Source organism: Robertkochia sediminum (assembly GCF_016786255.1).
GTDB classification, from domain to species: domain Bacteria; phylum Bacteroidota; class Bacteroidia; order Flavobacteriales; family Flavobacteriaceae; genus Robertkochia; species Robertkochia sediminum.
This window is the reverse complement of record NZ_JADMKT010000069.1, coordinates 137,391-161,287: the sequence shown is the minus strand read 5'-3', so window position 1 is coordinate 161,287 and position 23,897 is coordinate 137,391. Positions and strand designations below refer to the sequence as shown.

The 23,897-nt window shown below is 47.3% G+C and carries 19 protein-coding genes; 2 read left to right on the top strand and 17 right to left on the bottom strand.

Annotated features, from left to right (window positions below):
* Positions 1-26: 26 nt before the first annotated feature.
* From IS446_RS05335 to IS446_RS05265, 15 genes are all read right to left on the bottom strand, one after another.
* Positions 27-881, bottom strand: coding sequence for a CPBP family intramembrane glutamic endopeptidase (locus IS446_RS05335; RefSeq protein ID WP_235996411.1), 855 nt, complete (start codon positions 879-881; stop codon positions 27-29).
* 241 nt (positions 882-1,122) lie between these two features.
* Entirely contained in the window at positions 1,123-3,186 is a 2,064-nt protein-coding gene (locus IS446_RS05330) for a carbohydrate binding domain-containing protein (protein ID WP_235996410.1), read from the bottom strand.
* Positions 3,187-3,195: 9 nt separating this feature from the next.
* Positions 3,196-4,026: a glycoside hydrolase family 16 protein gene (locus IS446_RS05325; RefSeq protein ID WP_394370953.1), complete on the bottom strand. Its 831-nt coding sequence runs from the start codon at positions 4,024-4,026 to the stop codon at positions 3,196-3,198.
* A 21-nt stretch (positions 4,027-4,047) separates the two neighbouring features.
* Positions 4,048-5,457: an Ig-like domain-containing protein gene (locus IS446_RS05320; RefSeq protein ID WP_203058971.1), complete on the bottom strand. Its 1,410-nt coding sequence runs from the start codon at positions 5,455-5,457 to the stop codon at positions 4,048-4,050.
* Between the two features lie 11 nt (positions 5,458-5,468).
* The gene (locus IS446_RS05315) at positions 5,469-8,672 is read right to left on the bottom strand and encodes a glycoside hydrolase family 2 TIM barrel-domain containing protein (protein ID WP_235996409.1); all 3,204 of its coding nucleotides are present in this window, start codon (positions 8,670-8,672) and stop codon (positions 5,469-5,471) included.
* A 702-nt stretch (positions 8,673-9,374) separates the two neighbouring features.
* Positions 9,375-10,241 carry an RnfABCDGE type electron transport complex subunit B gene (locus IS446_RS05310; protein WP_203058970.1) on the bottom strand — a complete coding sequence of 289 codons (867 nt, stop codon included), beginning with the start codon at positions 10,239-10,241 and terminating at the stop codon, positions 9,375-9,377.
* Between the two features lie 53 nt (positions 10,242-10,294).
* Positions 10,295-11,152, bottom strand: coding sequence for a ferredoxin reductase domain-containing protein (locus IS446_RS05305; RefSeq protein ID WP_203058969.1), 858 nt, complete (start codon positions 11,150-11,152; stop codon positions 10,295-10,297).
* Positions 11,153-11,173: 21 nt separating this feature from the next.
* Positions 11,174-11,419 carry a hypothetical protein gene (locus IS446_RS05300; protein ID WP_203058968.1) on the bottom strand — a complete coding sequence of 82 codons (246 nt, stop codon included), beginning with the start codon at positions 11,417-11,419 and terminating at the stop codon, positions 11,174-11,176.
* 15 nt (positions 11,420-11,434) lie between these two features.
* Positions 11,435-12,016 (bottom strand): electron transport complex protein RnfA, encoded by a 582-nt coding sequence (locus IS446_RS05295; RefSeq protein WP_203058967.1) that lies wholly within the window; start codon positions 12,014-12,016, stop codon positions 11,435-11,437.
* Positions 12,016-12,642, bottom strand: coding sequence for an electron transport complex subunit RsxE (gene rsxE, locus IS446_RS05290; protein ID WP_203058966.1), 627 nt, complete (start codon positions 12,640-12,642; stop codon positions 12,016-12,018). The genes IS446_RS05295 and rsxE overlap by 1 nt, the downstream gene beginning before the upstream one ends.
* 11 nt (positions 12,643-12,653) lie before the next feature.
* Positions 12,654-13,349: an RnfABCDGE type electron transport complex subunit G gene (locus tag IS446_RS05285; protein ID WP_203058965.1), complete on the bottom strand. Its 696-nt coding sequence runs from the start codon at positions 13,347-13,349 to the stop codon at positions 12,654-12,656.
* Positions 13,346-14,365, bottom strand: a complete 1,020-nt coding sequence (locus IS446_RS05280) for an RnfABCDGE type electron transport complex subunit D (protein ID WP_203058964.1) — start codon at positions 14,363-14,365, stop codon at positions 13,346-13,348. The genes IS446_RS05285 and IS446_RS05280 overlap by 4 nt, the downstream gene beginning before the upstream one ends.
* Positions 14,358-15,749, bottom strand: coding sequence for an electron transport complex subunit RsxC (gene rsxC / locus IS446_RS05275; protein ID WP_203058963.1), 1,392 nt, complete (start codon positions 15,747-15,749; stop codon positions 14,358-14,360). The genes IS446_RS05280 and rsxC overlap by 8 nt, the downstream gene beginning before the upstream one ends.
* 14 nt (positions 15,750-15,763) lie before the next feature.
* Positions 15,764-20,725 carry a 2-oxoacid:acceptor oxidoreductase family protein gene (locus tag IS446_RS05270; RefSeq protein WP_203058962.1) on the bottom strand — a complete coding sequence of 1,654 codons (4,962 nt, stop codon included), beginning with the start codon at positions 20,723-20,725 and terminating at the stop codon, positions 15,764-15,766.
* Positions 20,726-20,768: 43 nt separating this feature from the next.
* Entirely contained in the window at positions 20,769-21,140 is a 372-nt protein-coding gene (locus tag IS446_RS05265) for a hypothetical protein (RefSeq protein ID WP_203058961.1), read from the bottom strand.
* Between the two features lie 258 nt (positions 21,141-21,398).
* Between IS446_RS05265 and IS446_RS05260 the strand changes: the two genes are divergently transcribed.
* Complete coding sequence (locus IS446_RS05260) at positions 21,399-21,656, top strand: hypothetical protein (RefSeq protein ID WP_203058960.1); 258 nt, start codon at positions 21,399-21,401, stop codon at positions 21,654-21,656.
* Here IS446_RS05260 and IS446_RS05255 read toward each other — a convergent pair.
* Both IS446_RS05255 and IS446_RS05250 read right to left on the bottom strand, forming a co-directional pair.
* A complete protein-coding gene (locus IS446_RS05255; RefSeq protein WP_203058959.1) occupies positions 21,616-22,026 on the bottom strand; it encodes a hypothetical protein in 411 nt (136 codons plus the stop codon). The genes IS446_RS05260 and IS446_RS05255 overlap by 41 nt on opposite strands.
* A 298-nt stretch (positions 22,027-22,324) precedes the next feature.
* Complete coding sequence (locus IS446_RS05250) at positions 22,325-23,089, bottom strand: hypothetical protein (RefSeq protein WP_235996408.1); 765 nt, start codon at positions 23,087-23,089, stop codon at positions 22,325-22,327.
* Between the two features lie 310 nt (positions 23,090-23,399).
* Between IS446_RS05250 and IS446_RS05245 the strand changes: the two genes are divergently transcribed.
* Positions 23,400-23,897: an RNA polymerase sigma factor gene (locus IS446_RS05245; protein ID WP_203058957.1), complete on the top strand. Its 498-nt coding sequence runs from the start codon at positions 23,400-23,402 to the stop codon at positions 23,895-23,897.

Below are 23,897 nucleotides of genomic sequence, written 5' to 3'. Positions count from 1 at the left end.
ATGGTTTTGAAGTCCTCAGATTATTATTACAATCCTTCTTTGATCGCTTTTCTCCAAAAGTAAATCCCAAAGATCGAAGTCACAATGGCAAACATAATTCCGTTTTCACCAAGCCAATGTTCAGTCCCTTCGATTTTCATGGTAAGCGGAGGCATTATCTTTTGAATGTATACATTGCTTACCGCGTGAAAAACTACCGCCGGCCACAGGCTTTTCGATTTGAAGGTATAGTAAGCCATGACAAACGACATCGAAACAATGACTATAAAGAAGGTGATAAATTCTAAAAGCATGTTATTACTGTAATATACCAGCAATGGCCAATGCCATGCCGCCCATACGAGTCCGCTCACCACAGAAACCCCGGTAAAGGAAAGCACCTTTCTCAGTTCATAAATAAAAAAGCCGCGCCAACCTATTTCTTCTCCCAAGGTGGTCGCCATGGCACGTATGACTTCTACCGTACCTACTAAGAAGATCCCGATGATGGCTATCGAGGTGGGATCTAATGTTCCTATGCCAAATAAGCCCAGTTCTTCTCCCCAATTTGTAATCGTCTCCTTATCGGCCGGACTCCCAAGTCTGAAACCCCAGATGAGCACGTAAGTGATCACCCCATAAAGGGCCGGAATGAAATAAGACCATTTGATGTATTTCCAATTACCCCAATTCCAATCCAGGGATGAGATTTTACGCCCTTTTATTTTGAGAGTGATAAAAGCAGTTATGGCGGGAGACCACATAATGGCGCCAACATAGATCCTTGAAGGATATAGATTTACGATGGCATAATGGAAAGGTGACGTAAGTACAAATACGAGAGTCAGAAATAAAAAGATCGTTTTCCAGGTCTCTTTGCGGTCTGATGAATTATAAAGCATGTTTGGTGATTGGTTCATGTGTACCGGTAAGACGACGGAATACGGGTTTTGTGACTGGGTCCTTCGGAGTTTTTTTGGTCATAGGTCATATTTCATTATAAACAAATTACCTAAGGGTCATGGAGGTTGAGTAAATCGAACTCATAACGACCCATTACATTTCAGAATAAAAAAGCCTGGATCACACCAAGCTTTTCTTTTTAGAATTCTTAAACTTTCCGTACCGACTATCACTCCAATTTTAATTTCCCGAAGGATCACAGGTAGCATTAAATGGTACCGTGTTCAGTTCTCCTGGTGCATTGGAGCTCCAGTTACCGCCAAAAGAAGCCTTACTCCATTCAACGACGAATTCTACATTTTCAGGAGCGCCATCCGGGAAGAAGAATTCTCCGGCCCAAACACCGGGTGATATTTCGGCAGGGGCAATGGATATTCCGGGGATAGGGACCCACAAACCGGCCGGGAACACCAGGTTATCTACGGGATCATCATCGGCCGACTCGATCTCTATTCGCATGGTCTGAGCATCTACATTAAATACCGACAACAATATTTCTGAACCGGTATCACCGCCAAAGGCTGCGATCTGGGTCCTGCAGAACGGACTTTCTGCACCGGCTCCGCCGCCATTACCGCCACCTGAAGTTTCGGTGAGCACCACATTATCAATGACCACGACGCCTACATCGGCTCCCATATCAAACAGGACACGGCTATTGGAACCTCCAAAATCGGCTGCTGTTAGTTCGAGGGTGAATGTTTGCGTATTGGTGGTAAGATTCACCTCCTGAGACGTATTGGTGAACGGATCTTCGTTCAATCCGATCCCCGCGATCAGGGTTCGACTCCGATCCGAAGAAGCGTCAAAGGACAAGGTATAGGTACTCCCCTGGTTGATCGCTACCACCTGGCTCAGATTCACATCAAATGGATTACCTGCTACGCCAACATTAGCAATATTAAAGCTATTGCCTCCTTCGGTAACCACGTTGGCTGCATTCCCGAACCACGGATCTACCCCGGCTTCAAAATCGCCATTGGTCAGGAGATTCTCTGCAGCCGGTGGAGGTGGAGAATTTGTATCGCTTCCATCACCCCCTTCTACCAGAGAGACCTTATCGATGACCACCACACCAACATCGGCACCCATATCAAAGAGCACCCTACTGTTGGCTCCTCCAAAATCATTGGCCGCCAATTGAAGGGTATAGGTTTGTATTTCAGGGGTCAGGGTGATCTCCACTACTGTATTGGTAAAGGGGTCTTCATTAAGCCCGATCCCCGCCAATATGGTACGCTCGCGATCGGAAGAGGCCTCAAAGGTCAGGATGTAGTTAGTACCCTGGTTGATGGCAACTACCTGGCTTAAATTCACATCAAAAGGATTGCCTGCGGTCTGCACCTCGGCCAGATTAAAACTATTGCCTCCTTCGGTAACCACGTTGGCCGCATTACCGAACCACGGATCTACCCCGGCTTCAAAATCGCCATTGGTCAGCAGTCCGGAATCAAATGGCGGTTCAGGTGTATCGGTTTGTTCTATATCATCGATGTAAAACGTTCCCGCTGTAGTTCCCGGACCATCTACAAATATGGTCAGGGTGCTGTATGCTGCTGCCGAATCGAATGAAAACACCAACTCTTCCCAACCGGAACCGGTATGAGTGGCCGTGGTTTCAACATCACCGGCTGTACCCTGCTCCAGTTTCATGAGTACATCGACCCCTGCTTCAGACCAAAAGTTCATTTTTATACTCTTTTGAGCAGAGAGGTCAATGGCTTCACCCAGTTCGATAAAGAAACCCTCAAAGGCGGCTCCGATATTGGTGATCTGCCCTACCTTGGAGGCTTTATCATTGGTACCCGAGACATCAGGATTGTCAACGACCTCAAAGGCTGCCCCGTTAAATGTGGTAACATCATAAGACGTATTCGGGTCATCAAAAGTGATCGGTAAGGTTGCCGGAAATAATACATCTATCGCGATCGTATCCTGAAAGGTTGCAGAGGCTCCGGCAGGATTAAACGCCTCAAGGGTTACGATATAAGCCCCATTGGCAAAGGTTTTCACGGGATTGATCTCGGTAGAGGTAGTCCCATCGCCAAAATCCCAATTATAGGTATTCGCCCTTTCAGAAATATTGATAAAGGTTACCGTACCGGTGTCTTCATTTTGCGTATAGGTAAAACCTGCCACCACTTCTGGCAAGCTAACTTCATCATCGTCTTCACATCCTGTAAACGAAATAAGAAAAAGGGATATGAAAAAATACCTCCATAAGGTGAATAGCTTTTTCATCATTATATGATTTTAATTGTCAATTGTACTTTTATATACCCGAACATAATCTACCAGCATGCGCTGCGGAAAAACGGTTTGCTGATTGGGCGGACCCACAAAATTTCCTCCCACAGCAAGATTCATGAGCATGAAAAAGGGCTTATCAAACACCCAGGGACCGGTAACATCATCCGGGGTGATGCGGTTATAGAGTACGTCGTCTACATAAAAGTTTACGTACTCCGGCGCCCATTCCACGCCAAAAACATGAAAGCCGGTATCAAAGCGGTCGTTCTCCAGTTCGTATTCTTTTGAGATGGCATCACCCCCGCTATATCCGGGTCCGTGTACACTCCCGATAAGAATCGTAGGGGTTTGTCCGCGGTATTCCATAATATCGATCTCTCCGGCTCCCGGCCACGGATTCTCATCGATATCGGCACCCAACATCCAGAAGGCAGGCCATATACCCTGCCCATAGGGCAGCCATATGCGTGCCTCAAAGCGACCGTAGCGCTCTTCGAACTTGTTTTTGGTAAGCAACCTTGCCGAGGTGTATTGGGAGCCTTCAAAGTTTTCCCTTTGGGCCGTTATGATCAATACGCCATTCTGTACCCTCACATTGTCCGGCCTGCTGGTGTAGTATTGTAATTCCTGGTTACCCCAACCATTATTTCCGGTACCTATATCAAATCCCCATAGTTCACTGTTCGGGGCACCATCTACATCAAATTCGTCATGCATGACCAGTTCTGTATAGGTGACCACCCTTTGGGTATCGTCGTTAGCACAACCAAATACCATGAACAGTAACAGGGGTAACAACAAGGTCTTTATAGATTTTAATCGCTCTCTCTTCATCATTTTTCAAATTAGAATGGATTACTCTGCGTAGAAATACATATTGTCTACTAAAATGGTCGATATGGTCGCATCAGAAATAAAGAAGATCTGGGCGAGGTTACTTCTGCTGGTGAGGGTGGAAAACTCGGATAACGGGATATCGAGACTAATCCATTGGTTACTCACCAGGTCACCACTGTCATAACGCACTCTGGCACTGGAATCGTCTCCTCCTCCAAAAGCATTATCCGGCCCGAAATCACCTAATTCGATCTCCAGAAAATCACCGGCATCAATAGCTTCCTGTACTTGAATATCTACGTGAAAATGGGTCATTGCCGAGGCGTCAATGGTTGGATTCTTAAACTCTGTGGCGACAAAGTTCAATTGGGTATATCGAATGATCTGGTCACCGTTGATCTCCAGATCGACCCCTCCCAGTGTGGTCTGGAACGGCTCAAAGAATCCGTTATAGAAATCAACCGGGATATTGGTATATGCGTCACTAAACACCGAAATGACCGTAGCAGGATCCCTGTCAGGCACCGGGGCAGGTACGAAATCGCCTAAGGACTCTACCGTTAAAGACCCAGCAGCCTTTACTCCGGCGATAATGGCGGTAATGGTTGCTGTACCCGTACCGAGCACAGAAACCTGCCCGGACTCATCGACCCTGGCGATATCAGGATCTGTTGACGAAAAAGAAAAGTAAGCAGGTGCTGCTGCTACGGTTTGATCTCCGCCCGAGGGTAAATTAAAGGTTTGTGTCAAGCCGGTTACCTGCAGGGTAGATCCCGTAAAACTTTGCTGTATCACATCTTCTCCGTTAAACATAGCGGGACGGGGTTGGGCTATCGTACCCAGTTTTTCGTATTTCAACTCATCGACCCAGAAGCTGTAGCCATCTCCCTCTTCGGGACCTTCGGCATACCAGAACATCCCACTCTCCACCACCAGTTTTGAAGGATCTGGAATGGGGATGATGTATTTTTGCCAATTCGTGGTAACTCTTAAATTATTCTTCACGACCAGGTACCTGTTCGCACCGAAATCATTTCCAAATCCGATCTCATTAATGGTTGCTGCTTTGGTCGCTTTGGCGTAAAAGGTTAGCGCATCGTAACCCGTTAGGTTTCTTCCGCCATAATCCGGAAAAATAGCCCCTGCGAACGCCCCTTGCGGATCACCAAAATTAGGAACGTCAAAACGCATGGACGATGTGCCCTCATAAGGTTCTTCGGTATCTACTGAAAAGGCATCCAACCGGGACCCCTGAAAGGGCAGGTACTCCAACCCGGCACTAAATCCGTCGATATACACTTCGGGATTATTCGAGAAATCGGCAAATTCGACCTCATCAGACACGTCCCGTTCACATGCTGCAAGCAGTAAACAAATACCTGCGAATACAACCGTGAATATGGATCTGTTATTGCTATACTTTTTCATCGCTTGTCTTTTTATTTACCAATATTGATGTGAATGTAGGTTCTGATCTCCCACTCGTTACCATTGCCGAATCCTACAGGGCTTATCACGGGATCGGTAGCAAATTCATTGGTCACAGAAGGAAGGTATCGAGGTGAGAACTCATTCAGGGAACGCCATGTTCCCCTGATACCTATCTGGGTATTGGGAAGTATGAACCAATCGGGTTTGCCGAGAGTGGTAGACAGGTCAAGCATGAGCTGCACGGGATAGGTAAGGTTAAAATCCCGGTGATAGTCAAAGGGCCCCCAGTCGTTGATCTTAAATTCATGTTGCAGTTTCCATTTTTTATAGATCATCCTGATATCTGCACCGAGTCGCTCAATGGTTCTCGGGTCGCTACCTCTGGCCTGGGCGTTACCAAAATAGAGATTGGTTATGACCCCCAGGTCGGTATTTACTTTTGAAACGATACGGGCATGGGCTTCCCAAAGGTCTTTCGCCGGTACCGAATTCGGAAAGGCAAAGAAGGTCCTGTCGTCAAGGAAACCTACAGCAGCATCCATCGTGGTTGGCTGATGTCTGAAAACAAATCCTGCACTAACTGCAAGTTTCGCATCTTCTGCCCTGTCGTTATCCCAGGCATACATCCATGTTCCCGGGGTTGGATCCCAGGTGAGCAATAATTCTCCTGCTACCATTTCTCTGTTGGCTCTAACCACAAAAGGGTCGTCCAGGATATTACGCAGTCTTCCCGGCCCCTGAACATCATTGGGCATTGGCCCTACAATAGGCTTTTGCCAAAGAAAATTGGGTGCTACCTGCACATTACCAAAAGAATAGGTGAATCCGGTAAGGAAATTGGTCTGATTTCCACTTCCACTATCCTTCAATTTCCATCCGGTAAAGGTTTGTGTATAATCGGCTCCCCCATTAGCCACAAGGCCCATAGCCGCTCCCTGGGCATACCAGTTAAATCGGCCGCCGGAATAGGTGATCTTGGCTTTTCCTCCCCAGTTATCACCGGAGTTCACTTTATCCGTATATACGGTGTAATCACCATCTTCTCCTTCGGTAAACTGAAATTCCCGACCGTTAAGAGGTTGACCTCCCCATATCCCTCCGAGTTGAAGGCCGAACTTCCCGAATTCTCTTTCTATAGCCAAGGTCGCCCTTCTGGTTTGCGGCATGGGTATCGCAAGGGAAGAAACAAAATTATCGATCCGGTCAACATCTTCATGGAAAATTCCGGTAACTTCAAATTTCCCAAGGGTGGTTTGATATTTTAAAAGGATCGCCGGGTTGGCTCCCCACCAGAGTTGCGGTCCGAATGCCGCTTTAAAACCTTTTAAAGCACTTTTACCATCGATCTCCATCCCGAGGATCTCCCCGTTATAGATATCCAGGTTAGGCCCGTAATTAGCCTCAGGATAGAGTCCGAAGAAATCGCCCTCGTATCCCCAATGATAGTGACCGGTACGATAGAATCCTCTCACGTCGGCTTGCTTTGTTTTCCATTCGTAGGAGGCGCTGTACACCCGGACCCTGTTAATATCGCTAAGCACCTGGGTGCCATCGGTGGCATTCACCTCCACCGGGCGGCTGCTATTCTCATAAAAGATCTCATTGATCGGATTGGTAGCCACATTCCCCACAATATTGAAGTTTACATTGGCTTTCATATTAGGAGCGGGATTTCCTTCGAAGCCCACAAAGAAGGATTGCATATGGTCAAATCCTAACTGATCAGGAAACTGATTTGATCCCTCTTCGGGACTTTCCGGCGTGGTAATAAGACTCCCCCCGGTATTAAAGGTCGAGAACCGGGCTTCCATTTTGCTTACGCGTATAAGCTTACTCTCCTCCCCTACTAATGCCGCCTTGTCGCCCCTGGCTTTGAGTACGGCATCCATAAGTTGGATATTGTCAAAGTAGTTCTGAAGGAAGGCCTGGGTTACCCCATCGCCATACGGATCGAGCTTATGTGCTTCTTTTAAGGCGTAATATGCGGCACGCGGATACAGGTCATAGAGTCCTCTTTCATTGGTCATTCCCTTGGCACAGATCCCGAACCACTCTTCGTTCATATTATTTGCCCCGGGAGCCGACAAATCCCTGGGGTAACCACCGTTAGACCAGGAGGCGTCGGTATCGTGTACATCGGCACCTTTCCGGTCGTTAAAACCGAATTTCCACCACCCGTCACTGAATTGAAAGGTGAATCCTCCGATAGAATTCTCTGCCAGTCCCAGACCGGCAGCATTGGCATAGATCTCTCTCCAGTTACCTACCATATAGTACGCCTGGGAGTATTGATCTTCTTTATTCTCGGCGGCATTGAACGCATCGGCACCAAACTCTGTAAACATAATTGGCATATCGAGTTTTTCCTTTACCACCTCGAACATATCACCAAAAGAAACACCACGATAGGTGTTGGTGCCGTAGATGTCTACATCTTTACATTCTTCGGCTATGATATCAATAAAAAGTACATCACCATTACAAATGGCTACCGGATGCGCATTGTCTATGCCCTTGATGAGGATGGAAGCTTCATTCATTAATTGATACATGGGCCTCCCGCGTTTTTCTCCTATATATTTCTTCTCTTCTTCATCATCCGGGAAATCTTCGGTCTCTGCTCCTGCCCAAAAGAGCCCGTAGTTATTCTCATTCCCCAGTAAATACATGAGAAGTCCGGGAGTATTCCTGTACTCATGTGCCAACTGCCGGACCTCACTGAGCAGTACCTCGCGGGTGCGTGGATCGGAGTAATCGGTAATTTCGATCCATACCCCGTCAATAGTGAGTCCGTAGCGCCCGAAAGAATGATTCAACATGGTGTAGATGCCGTAATTCTCGTAGATATAGCGAATCCAGCGTGCCGGCACCCCGGTGTACTGTCGTATCACATTAACCCCCATATTCCTAAGCAGAGACATTTCGGTGTCGAGCCCTGCCTTGATAATATCATCCGATTTATCCCAGAACCGTGCATTTACGGTATTGGTACCTATAGGAATATAATCCCAGTTCATCCCGTTGATCATAAAATCTTCTCCATTCACGAGTAGTCGCGCTCCGTTTTGATCCTTTTGAACGGTAACCTTATTTACCTGGGACCAGCTGCTTGTAAAAGTGAAAAGACTAAAAAAGATCAGGATGGTGAGCTTAAGGGTGAGGGTGTTTTTCGTTGCATTATTCATACCAGACACGGTGTATTGGCTTTCCATAATTAAAACTGTTTGTTAGTACAGTATGATCACTTCATTGTTCTAGCTCAACAGCTTGCTTACTGTGAGTCACTTACTTATTCTATGTGTGGGGCTGAAATAAAAGACGGTAAACGAATCAAAATACGTATTGAACCATTGAAGCCATGGGGGAATGACTTGTATTTCTGAACTAAAAAATAAGGGAAACAAGTTCCATGTTTTTCGAAATCGAACACTAAACTACTTAATATCAATGCCTTAAGCAATTTTTTAAGGTTAAATGTAGGGAAAGAGGGAAAGAGGGAAATGGGGAAAGAGGGAAATGGGGAAAGAGGGAAATGGGGAAAGAGGGAAATGGGGAAATGGGGAAAGAGGGAAATGGGGGTAAGGATTGTGGATTGTGGATTGTGGATGAGGGATATGGATTTTTTGAAATTTGAGATTTGGATCGTTAGTAGGGAGTGGTTAGTAGGGAGTGGAATGAGGAGTGAGGAGTGAGGAGTGAGGAGTGAGGAGGGATGAGGGATGAGCGTCTTTGTCTTTGCGAGGAGCGCAGCAACGAAGCAATCTCATGAAGTTAAGAAGGTTGCAAATATGAGGTATCCCCTTCCGGTTCTGCGAAGCAAAACTTCTGCCAACCAGCAAGCACCTCACTATGAAAGCTTCACTGAACCTTCCATGGTCTTTCGGCCCTCGATAAGAGGGGAAGGCTATCGTTGGTCATGTAGACCCCATCGCCCTTTGTCCTTTCCTGATGATCTTCTTACTGGCTTTTCCTTTTACAGCTCCTCCCTCATCGTTAAGGAAGACGATGGCTCCTGTTGGGCATCGCTGTATCGGATCGGTAGTATCGTGGTTTTCGGAATAGTTGATCACCGGAAGATTGTTCTGCATGGTGATCAGATCTCCGGGGGCATCCATGGCACATCGTCCGCAAGCGGTACAGGCTACCTGGCAATCTTCAAGGATATCATCGCCTTGTTCCAGGTTTTTACAGGCCACCCAAAGGCGGTGACTCACAGGCTGTAGAGAGAACAGGTCTTTTGGGCAGGCTTCCACACAGTCGCCACAGGCGGTACACTTTTCAGGATCGACCACGGGCAAGCCGTGCTCGTTCATCGTGATGGCGCCAAAATCGCAGGAGACCTCACAATCGCCGTGTCCCAGGCACCCCCAGAAACACCCTTTACCTCCGCCGGAGATCAGTGCAGCACCCTGGCAGCTGCGTATGCCCTCGTACTGGGCGCGGTTAATGGCCACGTTGGTACCTCCGGCACATGCCAGACGGGCTACCTGCTTTTCTTCTTCACCCAGATCTACACCCAAAAAAGATGCTATCGCCTGCCGGCCTTCATCAGAACTCACGGTACATTTTCCGGGCAGGGTTTCTTCCCCAACGAGGGCTTCTGCAAACGGCCGGCATCCCGGATATCCGCATGCCCCGCAATTAGCGCGGGGCAGCATATCCTCTACCATATCAATGCGTGGATCTTCCCAGACATAGAGTTTCCTGTATGCAGTAATGAGCAAAACTGCTAATAACAAGGTTAACCCTCCGAGTGCAACTATGGCAATAAGTATAGACATATGATCATTTTTGGTGTTGGTATAAAAACATCAGGCGCTCATGATAACCGCGATCAGAAAATGATCTCGGCCCATTTCTTCCCTGCGATCAGTTCGGCCTTACGCAGACGCCATTTTTCTTCAGACCCCAGGATATTGGCGAACGCTTTGTTAAGCATTTTATGTATCGATTCATATCCGGCTACATACACATAGGTGTTGGACCTTGAAAGCATTTCGAGTAATTCTTCTCCTTGCTTCTCCAGCGCCTTATCCAGATCGATAGGATCGGCCCAGTGTGGTCGCGGACTCAAAGCCTGGAAGGCTTTAAAGGTTTCCTCATCGTAGTAATTAGCCAGATCGTTGTTCTTATCGTTCATGTACAACAACTCTAATCCGCTATTCGCTCCGTAGAACAGGCGTATCTTCCCTTCCCAGTCTTTTACGTTCTTATAGATATGCTTGATAAAAGCGCGGAAAGGTGCGATCCCGGTTCCCATCCCGATCAGGATCATATTAGCCGTTTTATCTTCCGGCACCCTAAATGGGAGTTCGAAGGGCCCTGTTAGGGTGATCTCATCGCCTTTGCTTCTGTCGCAAAGATAATTGGACGCAACCCCATCGTATTTTTCTCCACTGAATTCATCTACGTAAAAACAGCGTTTAACCAGCATGGTGAGTTGTGCATTTCCGTTACTGCTTCCGGGCAGATCGGCCACACTGTACAACCTGTGATGCAGGGTGTTCCCAAAGTCGCCGGGGGCATCGACCAATACGCCAAAGCTTTGGTCTACCTCGCATTTAAATGCGGGGTCTTTTACTTCAAGTACGATCTCCCTGACCTCATCGGTATCCTTTGGGGTGAGCCGGGAGGTATCTTTAACAACTGCCTTATACCTTTTCTCTGTATCAAAATCTAGTAAATGTGCCATGATTCCTGTTTAATTCGTTAGTTATGTTCTGTAATTGATCTTAATTGTTGGTGTATTCTTTGACGTATTATCCTCATGCGAATCAACACTACCCTTAGTGGCGCAGGCTGTGGTGCAACCGCAATTCGAGCAGCTTCTTCTGCCTGCCAAAACATCATCTTCGCTGTATTCCTCGCGAAACGTTTTTTTCCACAGGGCTTGCACCAGTGCCCAAAAGAACACGATGCTCAGCGTTAGTCCGATTCCTATAACAAGTGATTTTAACATCGTTTTTTCGAGTTTTTATGCTCCCAGGCCAGCAAAGCCCATGAAGCAAAGTGATAATATTCCTGCAATGAACAGGGTCAATGCGGTTCCTTTTGAGATCTGGGGTACATCTGCAAATTTTAATTGCTCCCTGAGTCCGGCGATAAGTACCAGGGCCAAGGTAAATCCAACCCCGGCGCCAAGGGCATACACCACGGCTTCCAAAAATCCGTATCCCTTATTGGTTTGAAACAGGGCTACTCCCAGTATCGCACAGTTCGTGGTAATGAGCGGTAAAAAGATCCCCAGTGAACGGAACAAGGCGGGACTCATTTTTTTAATGAACATCTCTACCAATTGTACCGTTGAGGCGATCACTACGATATAGCTTATCAACTGCAGGAAGGGGGCGTTAATGGCTACCAGGAAGGCGTGGATCCCGTAGGCACACATTGAACTGATGAGCATCACGAACATCACGGCTCCCCCCATTTTTGTGGCGGTTTCCATTTTTCCGGAAACGCCTAAGAACGGACAGATCCCCAGAAAGTATGCCAGTACAAAGTTGTTGACCAATGCGGCATTAAGAAATATAGTTCCCAGATCGGCTGTTTCCATTAGTTTGCTTTTTTCGTTTGTAATGCATTAATAACCAGTAACCACAAAGCCAGGGTAAAGAATCCGCCTGCCGGCAGGATCATCACGATCCAGCTCTGAAAACCTTCCGGGAAGAGCATGGCCCCGAATATGGAACCATTCCCCAGGACCTCTCTAACGGCTCCCAGACAGAAAAGGGCAAATGTAAATCCGAGTCCCATTCCCAGGGCATCGAGCATAGACCTGCCTATGGTATTTTTTGAAGCAAAAGCTTCGGCACGGCTCAGGATCAAACAGTTCACTACGATGAGTGAAATAAAGGCTCCCAGACTCTTGTGAAGCTCCACACTTATAGCCTGAATAGCGTAGTCGGTAAGGGTCACAAAGGTTGCGATGATGAGAATATAGGAGGCAATACGCACCTGCTTCGGAATAAACTTGCGTAACATAGACACCAGGATATTCGACATCAGCAGTACAAAGGCTGTTGCGAGTCCCATGGCCAGGGCATTGACCGCCGTATTGGAAACGGCCAGTACCGGACACATTCCAAGTACCTGCACAAATACCGGATTATCCCGCCACAGTCCCTTGATGAACTCATCGGTAGATTTCGGTGTTTCTGTCTTTGGAGGGTTCTTAGTCATTATTTTCCTTTTTATTGTTTATCGTCTTGCGACGTTACTTCCTGTTCATTAGCCCCGTGTAATACCGGTACGATCTCTTTAGAGCTCCTGCCAATTATATCTCCAATAGCTCTCGACGAGATAGTGGCTCCGGAGATCCCGTCGACCTCCCAGGCATTCACTTTCTCTCCTTGCTTTACCGTGATCACCGTATTGCGAATAGCACCCTGCTCATCAAGGCTTACATCCAGAGCTTTAAAGTTGTCTAAAAAGCGTTGTTCCTTTTCGATCTTATCTCCAAGACCGGGCGTTTCTTTGCTTTCCAGTACCCTGAATCCAATGATGGTTTCCGAGGCCGGATCGTAACCATAGAGTATCCTGATGATATCGGCATAGCCCTGTCCGGCAGCCTCCACGGCATAGCCCACAAGGGCCTCGTTAGCATCAAATCCGGCATATACCAGTGTTTCTGAGGCATCTCCAGCTTTGGGTGCTGCCAGGGTTTGCTCCGGGGTAATGGCCATAGCCTGTGTACGTACCGTACCGGGCAGTACTTCGAAAATAGCTTTCTCCAAAGCTTCGGCCTTCAATTGTTCGATCCGGGGTTTGGTGAGTTCGAAGGTCATAACGATCAACAGGGCACTTATGATCCCTATACCTCCCATAGCGAAAAGCATCTTATTGCTACTCGCAGGCTTTTGTGTTTTTATGGTAGTTGTTTCACTCATGCGACCTTCATTTTTCTATTTGTTCCGTATACCCTGTTTTTGATCACCCTATCTATATGTGGTGAAATGGCATTTGCCAGGAGAATGGCGTACATCACCCCTTCAGAAAGACCACCCCATACACGTATCACGATGGTTAAGATCCCGATGATCGCCCCGTACACCCATAGCCCGGCTGGCGTTATGGGAGATGATACCATATCGGTGGCCATATACACAGCCCCCAGCATGAGTCCGCCGGAAAACAGCATAAATACAGGTGAAGGATACACCTCGCTATTGATCATATAGAGGGCGCCACTCAGGAGAAAGGCACTTAGTAATACCGCAGCGGGAATTCTCCAGCTCATCATACCCCGCGCGATCAGATAGAGTCCGCCGAGAATAATAATGACAGCACAGGTCTCCCCCGTCGATCCGCTTATCTGGCCGAAGGCCAGCTCCATGGTCGGGGTAACTACCCCGTCGAACTTAAAGGCTGCGAGTGGGGTTGCACCGGAGATCACATCGTATTGAGGGGCCATAAAAGGCCACGTAAATACCGAACTTGCAATGGTCGTAAAGCGATCGTCAAGTAAGGCAGGGTGCCAGGTGGTAATGGCCACTGGGAATGCCGCCTGTAAAAAGGCGCGGGCTACAAGCGCCGGATTGAAGACATTATAGCCCAATCCGCCAAAGATGTATTTCCCCAGGGCGATGCCCACTACTCCACCGATAAAGGCCATCCATAATGGAAAGGTCGGTGGCAGGGTGAGTCCGAGTAACAAACCTGTGATCACCGCCGAATAATCGTTAACGGTGGTTTCCTTTTTAGAGAGTCTGCACAGCACGTGCTCGGTAAGCACACTGGCCAGGGTGGCCGTTGCTATGACCAACAGGGCATTCCACCCAAAAGACCATACGGAAAATCCGGCTACAGGCAACAAGGCCCACACCACATTTTTCATGATCTGATCGGTACTTCTGCCCTTAGTAATATGGGGCGAAGAGCTTATATGAAGTGTTTTCTTAAGCATTTAATTTTTCTTTTTTATCTGCTTCTTGCTTTGCTGCAGCTTCCTTTTCGGCCGCTTCACGCTTACGCACCTGGCGTTTGGCCAGGCGGAAATATTGTACCAGCGGGATGTGGGACGGACAAACATAGGTGCAGGAACCACATTCAAAACAATCCATCAGGTTAAAATCGGTTACCATCTCATCATAGGCTTCAGACTTGGCCAGAATACCCATTTGGGATGGATTGAGCATTAACGGACACGCATCTACGCAGGCGCCGCACTTAATACACGGGTAGGTCTTCACATTGAGTTCGACCTCCTTCCTGGTAAATACCAGGATCCCCGAGGTTCCTTTTACGATCGGGATATCGAGATTGGAAACAGCTACCCCCATCATGGGGCCTCCCATATACACCTCTGTGATCGCCTCATCTACACCAATATGTTCAAGAACAAAGCGCAGGGGCGTGCCCACCGGGATCAGGTAATTCCCTTTTTTCTTTACTCCGGGTCCGCTAATGGTGATCACCCGCTCCTGAATTCCGCGACCGTGAGGCAGGAGGCGACCGATCTCTGCTGTTGTGGCTACATTAACCACCACTGCCCCTACCTCAATGGGTAATTTCTTAGAGGGGACCTCCTTACCGAGGATAGCGGTAACCAGCATTTTTTCTGCTCCTTGCGGATATTTTACCGGGAGTACCTTTACCGATATGGGAAGGTCCGGGGGAAGATGTTTTCTCAAGTGTTCGGCGGCATCCTTCTTATTGGCTTCGATCCCGATAACGGCTTCTTTGGCACCGGTAACCTTCAGGAGGTATTTGATACCCATAAAGATATCGGCTTCCTGTTCCAGCATCACCCGGTGGTCGGTGGTGAGGTAAGGCTCGCACTCCACTCCGTTAATGATGAGGGTCTCACAGGTCTTACCTTCCGGCACTTTGAGCTTTACATGGGTAGGAAAGGCTGCCCCTCCAAGTCCGACGATACCGGCATCCTGAATACCCTGAAGGATCTCTTCGGGGGTAGCGGTGTCCGGATCAACAGGGGTCCCTTCCAACACTTCCTGGGTGGAGAACGGAAAGGCTTCGAGATAGATCCCCGTGGTCATTTGTCCGCTGATCGTAGGAACATTCCCGATCTTACGCACCACTCCGGAAACCGGAGCATGCATGGGCACCGAAACATAACCACCGGCCTTAGCCAGTAACTGTCCGCGATGCACCTCCTGCCCTTCCCTGACTACGATCTGTGACGGGGCACCGATGTGTTGAGCCATGGGCAGTATGATCACCGGAGCAAAGGGGAACTGCCTTATCGGCAGTCCCTTGGTCTCATCTTTGCTTTCCGGGGGATGAATCCCGTGCTTAAACGAATTCTTATGAAAATTGAATATTGACATAGGCCCTGAGTATATTAATTATACTTAGCACCACGGCTGATCCATTTTTCGATGTCCTTGGCAGACTTGTCTGCAGGTAAACCGGGATGGATCACTCCGGCCGTACATTTTTCTGCTGCTTTAACGAGGTCTTCGTAAGGTCCTGCCTTAGGATTCTTTATGTATGCCTTATTATTTTCATCGTAGGCAAAGATCCCGGCATTGATCTTCATACACTCATCACAGGAGGTACACTCATCAGACTCTAACCATGGCGCAAGGTATTCTCCATTTGCTGCAGGCTGCTCCTCACCGTTGGCTTCAGCAGGTGCGGCAGGAGGCATAGCCAGGTCGGCAAGTCCATTACCTTCACCTCCGGCGAGTTGCATGAGTCCCTGAGCGATCTTACCGACTACTTCAGTACGGATCTTATCCTCAAGGTTTTCGGCATTCGCATCAATTTCCTCCACTCCGGCAAGGTCTTTCAGCATGAGCCAGAAGTCGCGACGCTCTTCACATGAGTCTACTATAGGCTTGGCCACCAGGATCCTGTTGAGTTTCTGATCTCTGTCGACTGCCCAGATATATGGGAACTTGCCTTCGCGTTCGCTTTCTTCCAGTTTGAGGAAGTCGGAAAGCAGGATCATATTGTCGTTCCATGCGTTACGCGGCACTTTTCTGAAATGCTTTCTGAAGCGCGCCTCGGTAAGGGCAAAGTCGGCAAAGGTCATTGGCAGTTCCATCGTGCGTTCCTGACCGTACTCGAGATATTTGAGCTTATAGGTTGGCCAGATCTCGTTGATATCCGGATTTCCTCCCAGATCAAAGGCCTCTTTCGCCTTGATACCGTGATCCGGATTGTATTTAAATATCGGATAGGCTCTGGATTCTACCGCGAGTTTCGCCTGGTGTGCTCCCATATCGTCACCTACTCCGTGTTCAGGCTGACAGGTGGTATAGATATTGAATACCGCAGGACGCTTGGTCTGGAGGCCGTCGATAAATCCTTCGATCATCTGACTGGTATTGGCCAGGGTACTTTGTAACACATAAGTATTTCTGTGCGCCATAGCAATGAGTCCGATCTCTTTACGAGGTTCGCTCTTCCCTTTCCACACCTTACCGTACTGCGCCATATCTGATACCTGTCCGATAAACCCGGAGGTACAGGCTTGTCCTCCGGTATTGGAGTACACCTGAGTATCGACCACGATCACCTTGATCGGTTTTCCGGAGGCCATCATACGGGAGAGGTTCTGGAATCCGATGTCGTACATGGATCCGTCACCTCCGAGGGTGACTACCGGCGGACAAAGATGCCATTCGTCGTCGGTGAACTGTTGCCAGTTAAAGTAGGTGAAGAATTCATCGTGTTCGGTCGGATCGTATTTTCCGGCGAGTTCCAGTTCGGCTTTACGAATCGCTTTAAATCCTTCAGCCATCTTAGCCATATGCCCTTCGAAGACACCCATGGCCATGGATGTAGAATCCTGGAACAGGTGGTTCGCCCAAGGGAATGGATACGGATTGAACGGCCAGGTACTTCCCCATACCGAAGTACATCCGGTAGAGTTCAGCATACCCATATTAGAGCGGCCTTTTCCTGTGGTTCCGTTGGAGTATTTCCACTGTAATTTCTTGAGCTGTGCCAGCAGTTGGGTCACATGGCGTAACCATTCCTGGTCGATCGGCTCTCCGCCTTGTTCTGATTCGAATCGGCGGGTGATCTCGGCCATGGTGAGGTCAGAATTCTGCATTTCGGTAATAATGCGCGTCATGGTAGCCGAATCGGTGAGATCCATACCCCCCATCAATTTGCTCTGAATGTGTTTCTCCAACTTCTCGGTGAGCTCCTTGAGGTAGGTCATATGTTTCTTAATACGCGGCTGCATGAGCGATTCTACCGTTGCAGTAAAGATGTGTACCACCGATTTCTCTGAGCATCCGAGGCAGGCCCCGTCACCACTGGCAAAATTGAGGTAAGCATCCTTATTGAGCAGCATGGTCTGCAGCGGGCCGATCTTCTCTTCCAGGTCGTCAATTCGATTAAATTTCTCCGGAGTGTTCGGCAGATCCATCCACAGATCCCATTGCTTGTTGAGTTCTACCACAGACCCTTCGGTTTGTGGGATCTTGATCAGGGCGTTGTCGTTACATACCGCCACACATTCCATACATCCCTTACAGGTGGTTGGATTAATGGTGATACTGAACAATCCGCCTGAGTTTTCTTCATTTTTCTCGTGAAGGTCAAAATAAGGTCTGGTCAAGGCGAAGTCGAACTCGCCCAGCTCTTCTTTGAACCATGTAAACTCTTTAGCCAATACGGTACTATCGTCAAAATCGGCTACGGTCATTTCTATTGCATCCTGGATATAGTCGTTCACCGTTTTACCATTCTTAGGTAATTTGAACAGTTTTCTGGCATGACCTTCCATCTTACGAACGGCTTTTGGAAGCATTTCGAGCTTACCATGGGCGTTCTTCACACGCTTCACTATGGTGTCGAACACATCAGAAACCTCACTTACCAGCCCCGGGATGGCGGTATCAGGACAGATCGTATAACAGTCGCCGCAGGCGGTACAGTTGTTCGGGATCCATTTCGGGTGCTCAAAACGGATACCGGTCATATCTCTGAATACCGACGATACGGCCGGCATCACACTGAGTCCGATAAACGGATCGGTCAGGTTGTCGTTCCCCATACCGCGGAGGTAGAAGTTTCCGGTTTGCTCCCAGAAGCGGTGAATATCGCTGAGCTTGGATTCACTCTTCGGGATCTCCTTCATAATGCGTGGGATGGGCAGGGCTTCCACCACCTTACCGTTCTTCTCATGTCCGGCGCCCAGTTCCATTTCCTTGATCTCTTTCACCTCATCGAATCCGCGTTTAACCACGCGCATATTATCGTCTACGATGCGTTGTCCTTTGGCGCCGAACTTGCTTTGCAGCTGATTCTCGATGGCTTCGAGCAGTTTTATTTCCGACAGTCCGGATTTCTCCATCAGCGGAGAGGCAGCGAAGAAAGCACCCTGGAAGGCGATACCCTGCATACGAAGCTGTAATTCGCGGTCGGAGGCTTCCTCACGTGCGATCTTGAAGCCGTCGATATAGAACACCTTGATCTCCTTGTCGATAATGATCTTCTGGTAGCGTTCCGGAATATCGGCCCAAACTTCCTCGGGTGTAGCTCTTTCACTTTGGATGATAAAACTTCCTCCTTTTTTGAGACCGGCCAGGGCATTGGTATGTTTAAATACGTTAGGATCAGGAGAGAGCACCACATCTACGAAGTAGTATTCGCAGTTGATACGAATAGGCTCTGATGCCGCTGCCAGGTAATAGGTGGTGGGCTGTCCTTTTTTCTCCGAACCGTATTTTGGGTTGGCCTTGATATCGTAACCTAAAAGCTCATAGAGGGTCATGGCCAGGTTCTTCCCGGTGGTGATCGCTCCCCAACCTCCGATGGAGTGGAAACGCACAGTGATGGCATCCTTAGGCATGAGGTTCGGGTTCTCTGATCCTCTTACTGAAAGTTCTTTAACCCGCGGATAAGCCTCCTGGATACTTTCCTGGTAGGCTTTTTGTTTAGGGGAGTTCGGAATTTCGTGAATAAAATCTATGGAGAGGTAGAAATTCTTTTTGTGTTTACCGTCGGGCAGCATATTCTCTACGGCACCAATAATACCTTCAGGTTGCAGGTCGCGACTACCCATACCATAGGATCCGGAATAGATAGCTGGCATATCGTTGATGCCATAGGCAACCAATTCAGGGTACGGACGGTTCTTCTTATCTCTACCGTTCTCTACGCATTTGTTGAGTACACTGCGTACTTCACGGGTGATCGGAGAATCGACCGCCAGGGGTTGATCAAGGCGTTCCAGAATGGCTACTGCCTTTTTACCTTTAAGTACTTTTGCCAGCATATCGGCAGGGAACGGACGGAACATCACGAGGTCTACAACCCCTACTTTGATGCCTCGGGTTTCGCGGAGGTAGTCGGCAACCACCTCTGCACTGGGCACTAAACTACCCTGCCCCAGGATCAGGTAATCGGCGTCATCAGCCTTATAGGTCATTACCCGCTCATAATGTCGGCCGGTAAGTTCGCCGTACTCTTCAAAGGCCTGATCGGCCAATTCCCGGATATGGTCAAAGAAAAACGGACGCTGTGCGGCCACACTTTGCATATACGAATCCTGGTTCTGCACGATACCCGCCATAACCGGGTTATCGACATCCCAAAGCTCCGGAATACGACGGCGGGTTTCCCCGTAGATGATCTTTTGAGAAGGGGTTGGGGTCTTGATGATATCATCAGGGCGCCCCAGGTATTCCTTAATAAGCTCACGCTCCGGTAATTTGAACGATTCGATCAGGTGGGTGGTCAGGAATCCATCCTGAGCAATGATCCCGGGAGTAAGTGCAAGCTCTGCAATGCGGTGAGCAATAATATTAAGATCGGCAACGTGCTGTGCCTTTTTAGCGAACATCTGAAAGAACCCGGTATCGTCTATCGCGTGGTAGTCGTCGTGACCCGCGTGAACGTTAAGGGTTGATTTGGTCATGGCACGTGCTCCGATATTGAGTACGTAAGTAAGGCGTTTACCTACTGCAGCATAGAGGGATTCGTGCATGTATGCGATACCCTGACCGGAGGAGAAGTTAGCAGCCCGTAAACCGGTCATTGAAAGACCGGCAGTTACCGCAGCTGCGGCGTGCTCACCTTCAGGCTCGATAAATATTAAGGGTTTGTCTGAAATGTTTAGATGCCCTTTGGCGGCAGCATCGGCCCAGTATTCTCCCATCTGGGTAGACGGGGTAATAGGATAGGCACCGGCCGCGTCGGTAGATTCGCGTTCACACATTATGGCCGCGGTATTTCCGTCCATGGCCACCGGATTACCGGGATACTTAGGATGAGACGAGTTTTTCATTTTTCCTTTGGGTTTGTTCTCTATGCCGAGTTTCTTTAATAAAGCCTTACTCATGATCTACGGTTTAATTAAGGTCGTATATAGGGTTAGTTAGGTTTCAATTACTTTGATACTTACCTCCTACCAGTTGTCTCACATAGGTGGCGAGATCGATACAGCTTTCCATCTTATCGAAGGTGGCACTGTACTCCTCGTCCATTACAAATGATATGGGTGTTAATTCGAGTCCTCTGAACTTCTTATCGATGGCGCTGCAATTCTCCAGCAGGGTCTTTACCGGTGCATTTTCATCGACCTGAATTCCGTGCTTCATTAAAAATCCCATAAGGTTATTGGAGATGGAATGGCGAACGCTTCTGCACACCATAAAAGGAACCACATCTTCTGCCGGGCGATTTAACTCTTCCTTCGCTTCGCGAAGGGATCGGTCGGCCGTTTTAAATCTGTAATTGATCGCAGTGGTATCCATAAGCACGAGTTTAAATACGCTTCCAAACGGATAAAATCGTAGGAAAGCGATTTAAAAATAGATAGCTCAATCGTTTGATTTTATGATTTATGTCAGGTGAAGGGGTAATCAGAACAGATAGACACCTGAAATTAGATGACGTCAATCTCCGCTATTCACCGAAAATAAAGGATATTCAAGGATTGTGTAGAATCATTAAAAATAACCAACTGCACCATGTTTATTTTATGAATTTGACACCTAAAACAAGAAAATGTTGTGAGAGTAACAATTGTTACAAGGGTGGGTATGCGGGTAGACGGGGAAATGGGGAAGTCGGGAACGGGGAAATGGGGAAGTCGGGAACAGGGAAATGGGGAAGTCGGGAAATGGGGAAGTCGGGAAATGGGGAAGTCGGGAAATGGGGAAGTCCGGATACAAAAAAGGCTGCCCTTTTCAAGACAGCCTATTGCTATTTTGAATTTTGTGATAAAGCTTAATTACCGGGGGAGATCGAGAAAGACCCATCTCCATTGAAATTGGTCAATACGATGGTTACGGTCCAGTCTCCGGGAACCCCAGCCTGAGAAACTCCCGATCTGGAATCTTCTCCCTGACCGGCTACAATAGTTCTGTCGGCCACTACAGTGCCTTCGGCATCCTGAAGGATGAGCTGGAAGGAACCATTTCTTCCGGAGGTGATATCCATGTTGTAATTTACGGTGGCCAGCGGATTGTTCCAGGTATAACTTTTGCTCAGACTTCCTCCTTCTCCGGTCACATCGCCGTCAAAGTCGGTGTTCTGGGCGGTAAGGGTAACTTTTGCCATGGGATCGTCATCGCTATTACATGCAACAATATTAAAACCGATCAAAAGAATGAGTACTGCTATAAATAAGTGTTTCATAATACTATTTGGGTTTTTAAATTAAAACAACCTTCCCTTCATTTTTTACCCTACCCTCAAACTACATTTCCAAAACTTGCTTTCCAGTATAAGGCTAAATAAATAGATGATAGCACCTTATATAAATTCATGATAAGCACATTATTAAAAAAGGCTGCCTGTTGTAGGGCAGCCTTTTTTAAATACATAGGTCGTCGTAGGTTAAATTACAGGAGAAATTCGATATTTCTTTTCTCCTATGAAGTCTTGAATATTTTTATCGTTTACTCAGGTAACACCTTTTGAAACGCTACGTGTCTTAATCGTCTAACAGATCAATATGAGCCTTAAGGGCTTCCTTAAGGTCATGAGCAAGCTGGTTGTTGCCATCTTCATCCTTTGGACTGATTTCAATTACTCCATCACCATTACCATCTTTAGCTTCAGAAAGGTCGATACCTTGCTCCAGACTGAACATGTTCGCGATATCGAAATAGATCGTTACACTTTCTGTTCCTTCTGTGATCACAATATCTTTCTCTACATCTTCAAAATCAACCTCGATCTCATCCATGAAATCATGCCAGAAGATAAAGGGTACGCCTTCAAATGTCCCTTCCACCAGGATCGACTTTCCAAATAAAATACTTTCCGGATCATCACTTTTCTCAAAATCGAATTCGATCTCATCAAACGGCCCCATGGGCATATTTATATTCATGAGCTCTACCTTTCCGGCTAGCATATCAACCACAAATGGACCTTCCAGTTCAAATTCATCTTCGGAATCGTAATACCCATCATCATCCCACATCTCATCATCATCTTCACCGTCATAATCATCATCTTCATGATCGATCTCCAGTTCAAATTCCTCCATATTAATAAGAAAGGTCGTAATATCCAGTCCGGGAGCCACTTCTCGGTTTGCTACCATTCCTTTAGCTCCTTCTGAATCTAAACTGTTCCCTACACTTATTCTTAATTGTCCGCGGGTAACGGGATCATCATTATCACTACAAGAGATGATAAGAAGTAAAGTAAAGAGTAAACTACCAATTTTCATTAAAAAATTCCATTTCATGGCTAATCGCATTATTAGGTTTATGAATTTAATTTCCCGGAGGTCTTTCCGTTCTTTTTCAGATTTAGAACCAACTTCATTTCCGGGGTGTTTACTATAAAAACAATCGCCCTTTAATAATTTACCCCTCAGATTCTGATTTTTTATTAAAATTATCTCTTATAAACACATCATAATCAAGCAGAAGCACAATAAATAAAGGACTTTAGGTTGCTCTCAAAAGCTATAGTTCTTATGGTGATTTCATAAAAAACACCTATATTCACAACCAGTTGACTGTCAGTTTTAAAGGAATCAACCCCCAAATTTCATGGACGTTTGCAATAAAAAGGTCTTCTCCGAAATTTACAACGAGTACATTCAAAAGCTCACAGACTTCCTCTATTATAAATACGGGGCAGAACATGATCATTTTGATATGGCCCAGGAAGCCTTTGTAAAATTATGGCAGAACTGCAAGAAGGTACCCCCTGAAAAAGCAAAGGGATTCTTATTTACGGTGGCCAATAATCATATGCTTAACGAACTGAAGCATAAAAAGGTGGTCCTTAAACATCAGCAGGTGGTTACCGACGACAGTAATATCGAAGACCCACAATTTTTATTGGAAAAAAAGCAATACCTGAATAAATACGAAAACGCCCTCGCAGCACTCAGTGAAAATCAGCGCACCGTATTTTTGCTCAACCGTATTGACGGAAAGAGTCACCAGGAGATCGCCGAACTGCTCGATATCTCGATCAGGGCGGTAAGAAAACGATTGTACAGTGCTGTTGAGAACCTCAGAAAGGATATCGATGGTATCTGA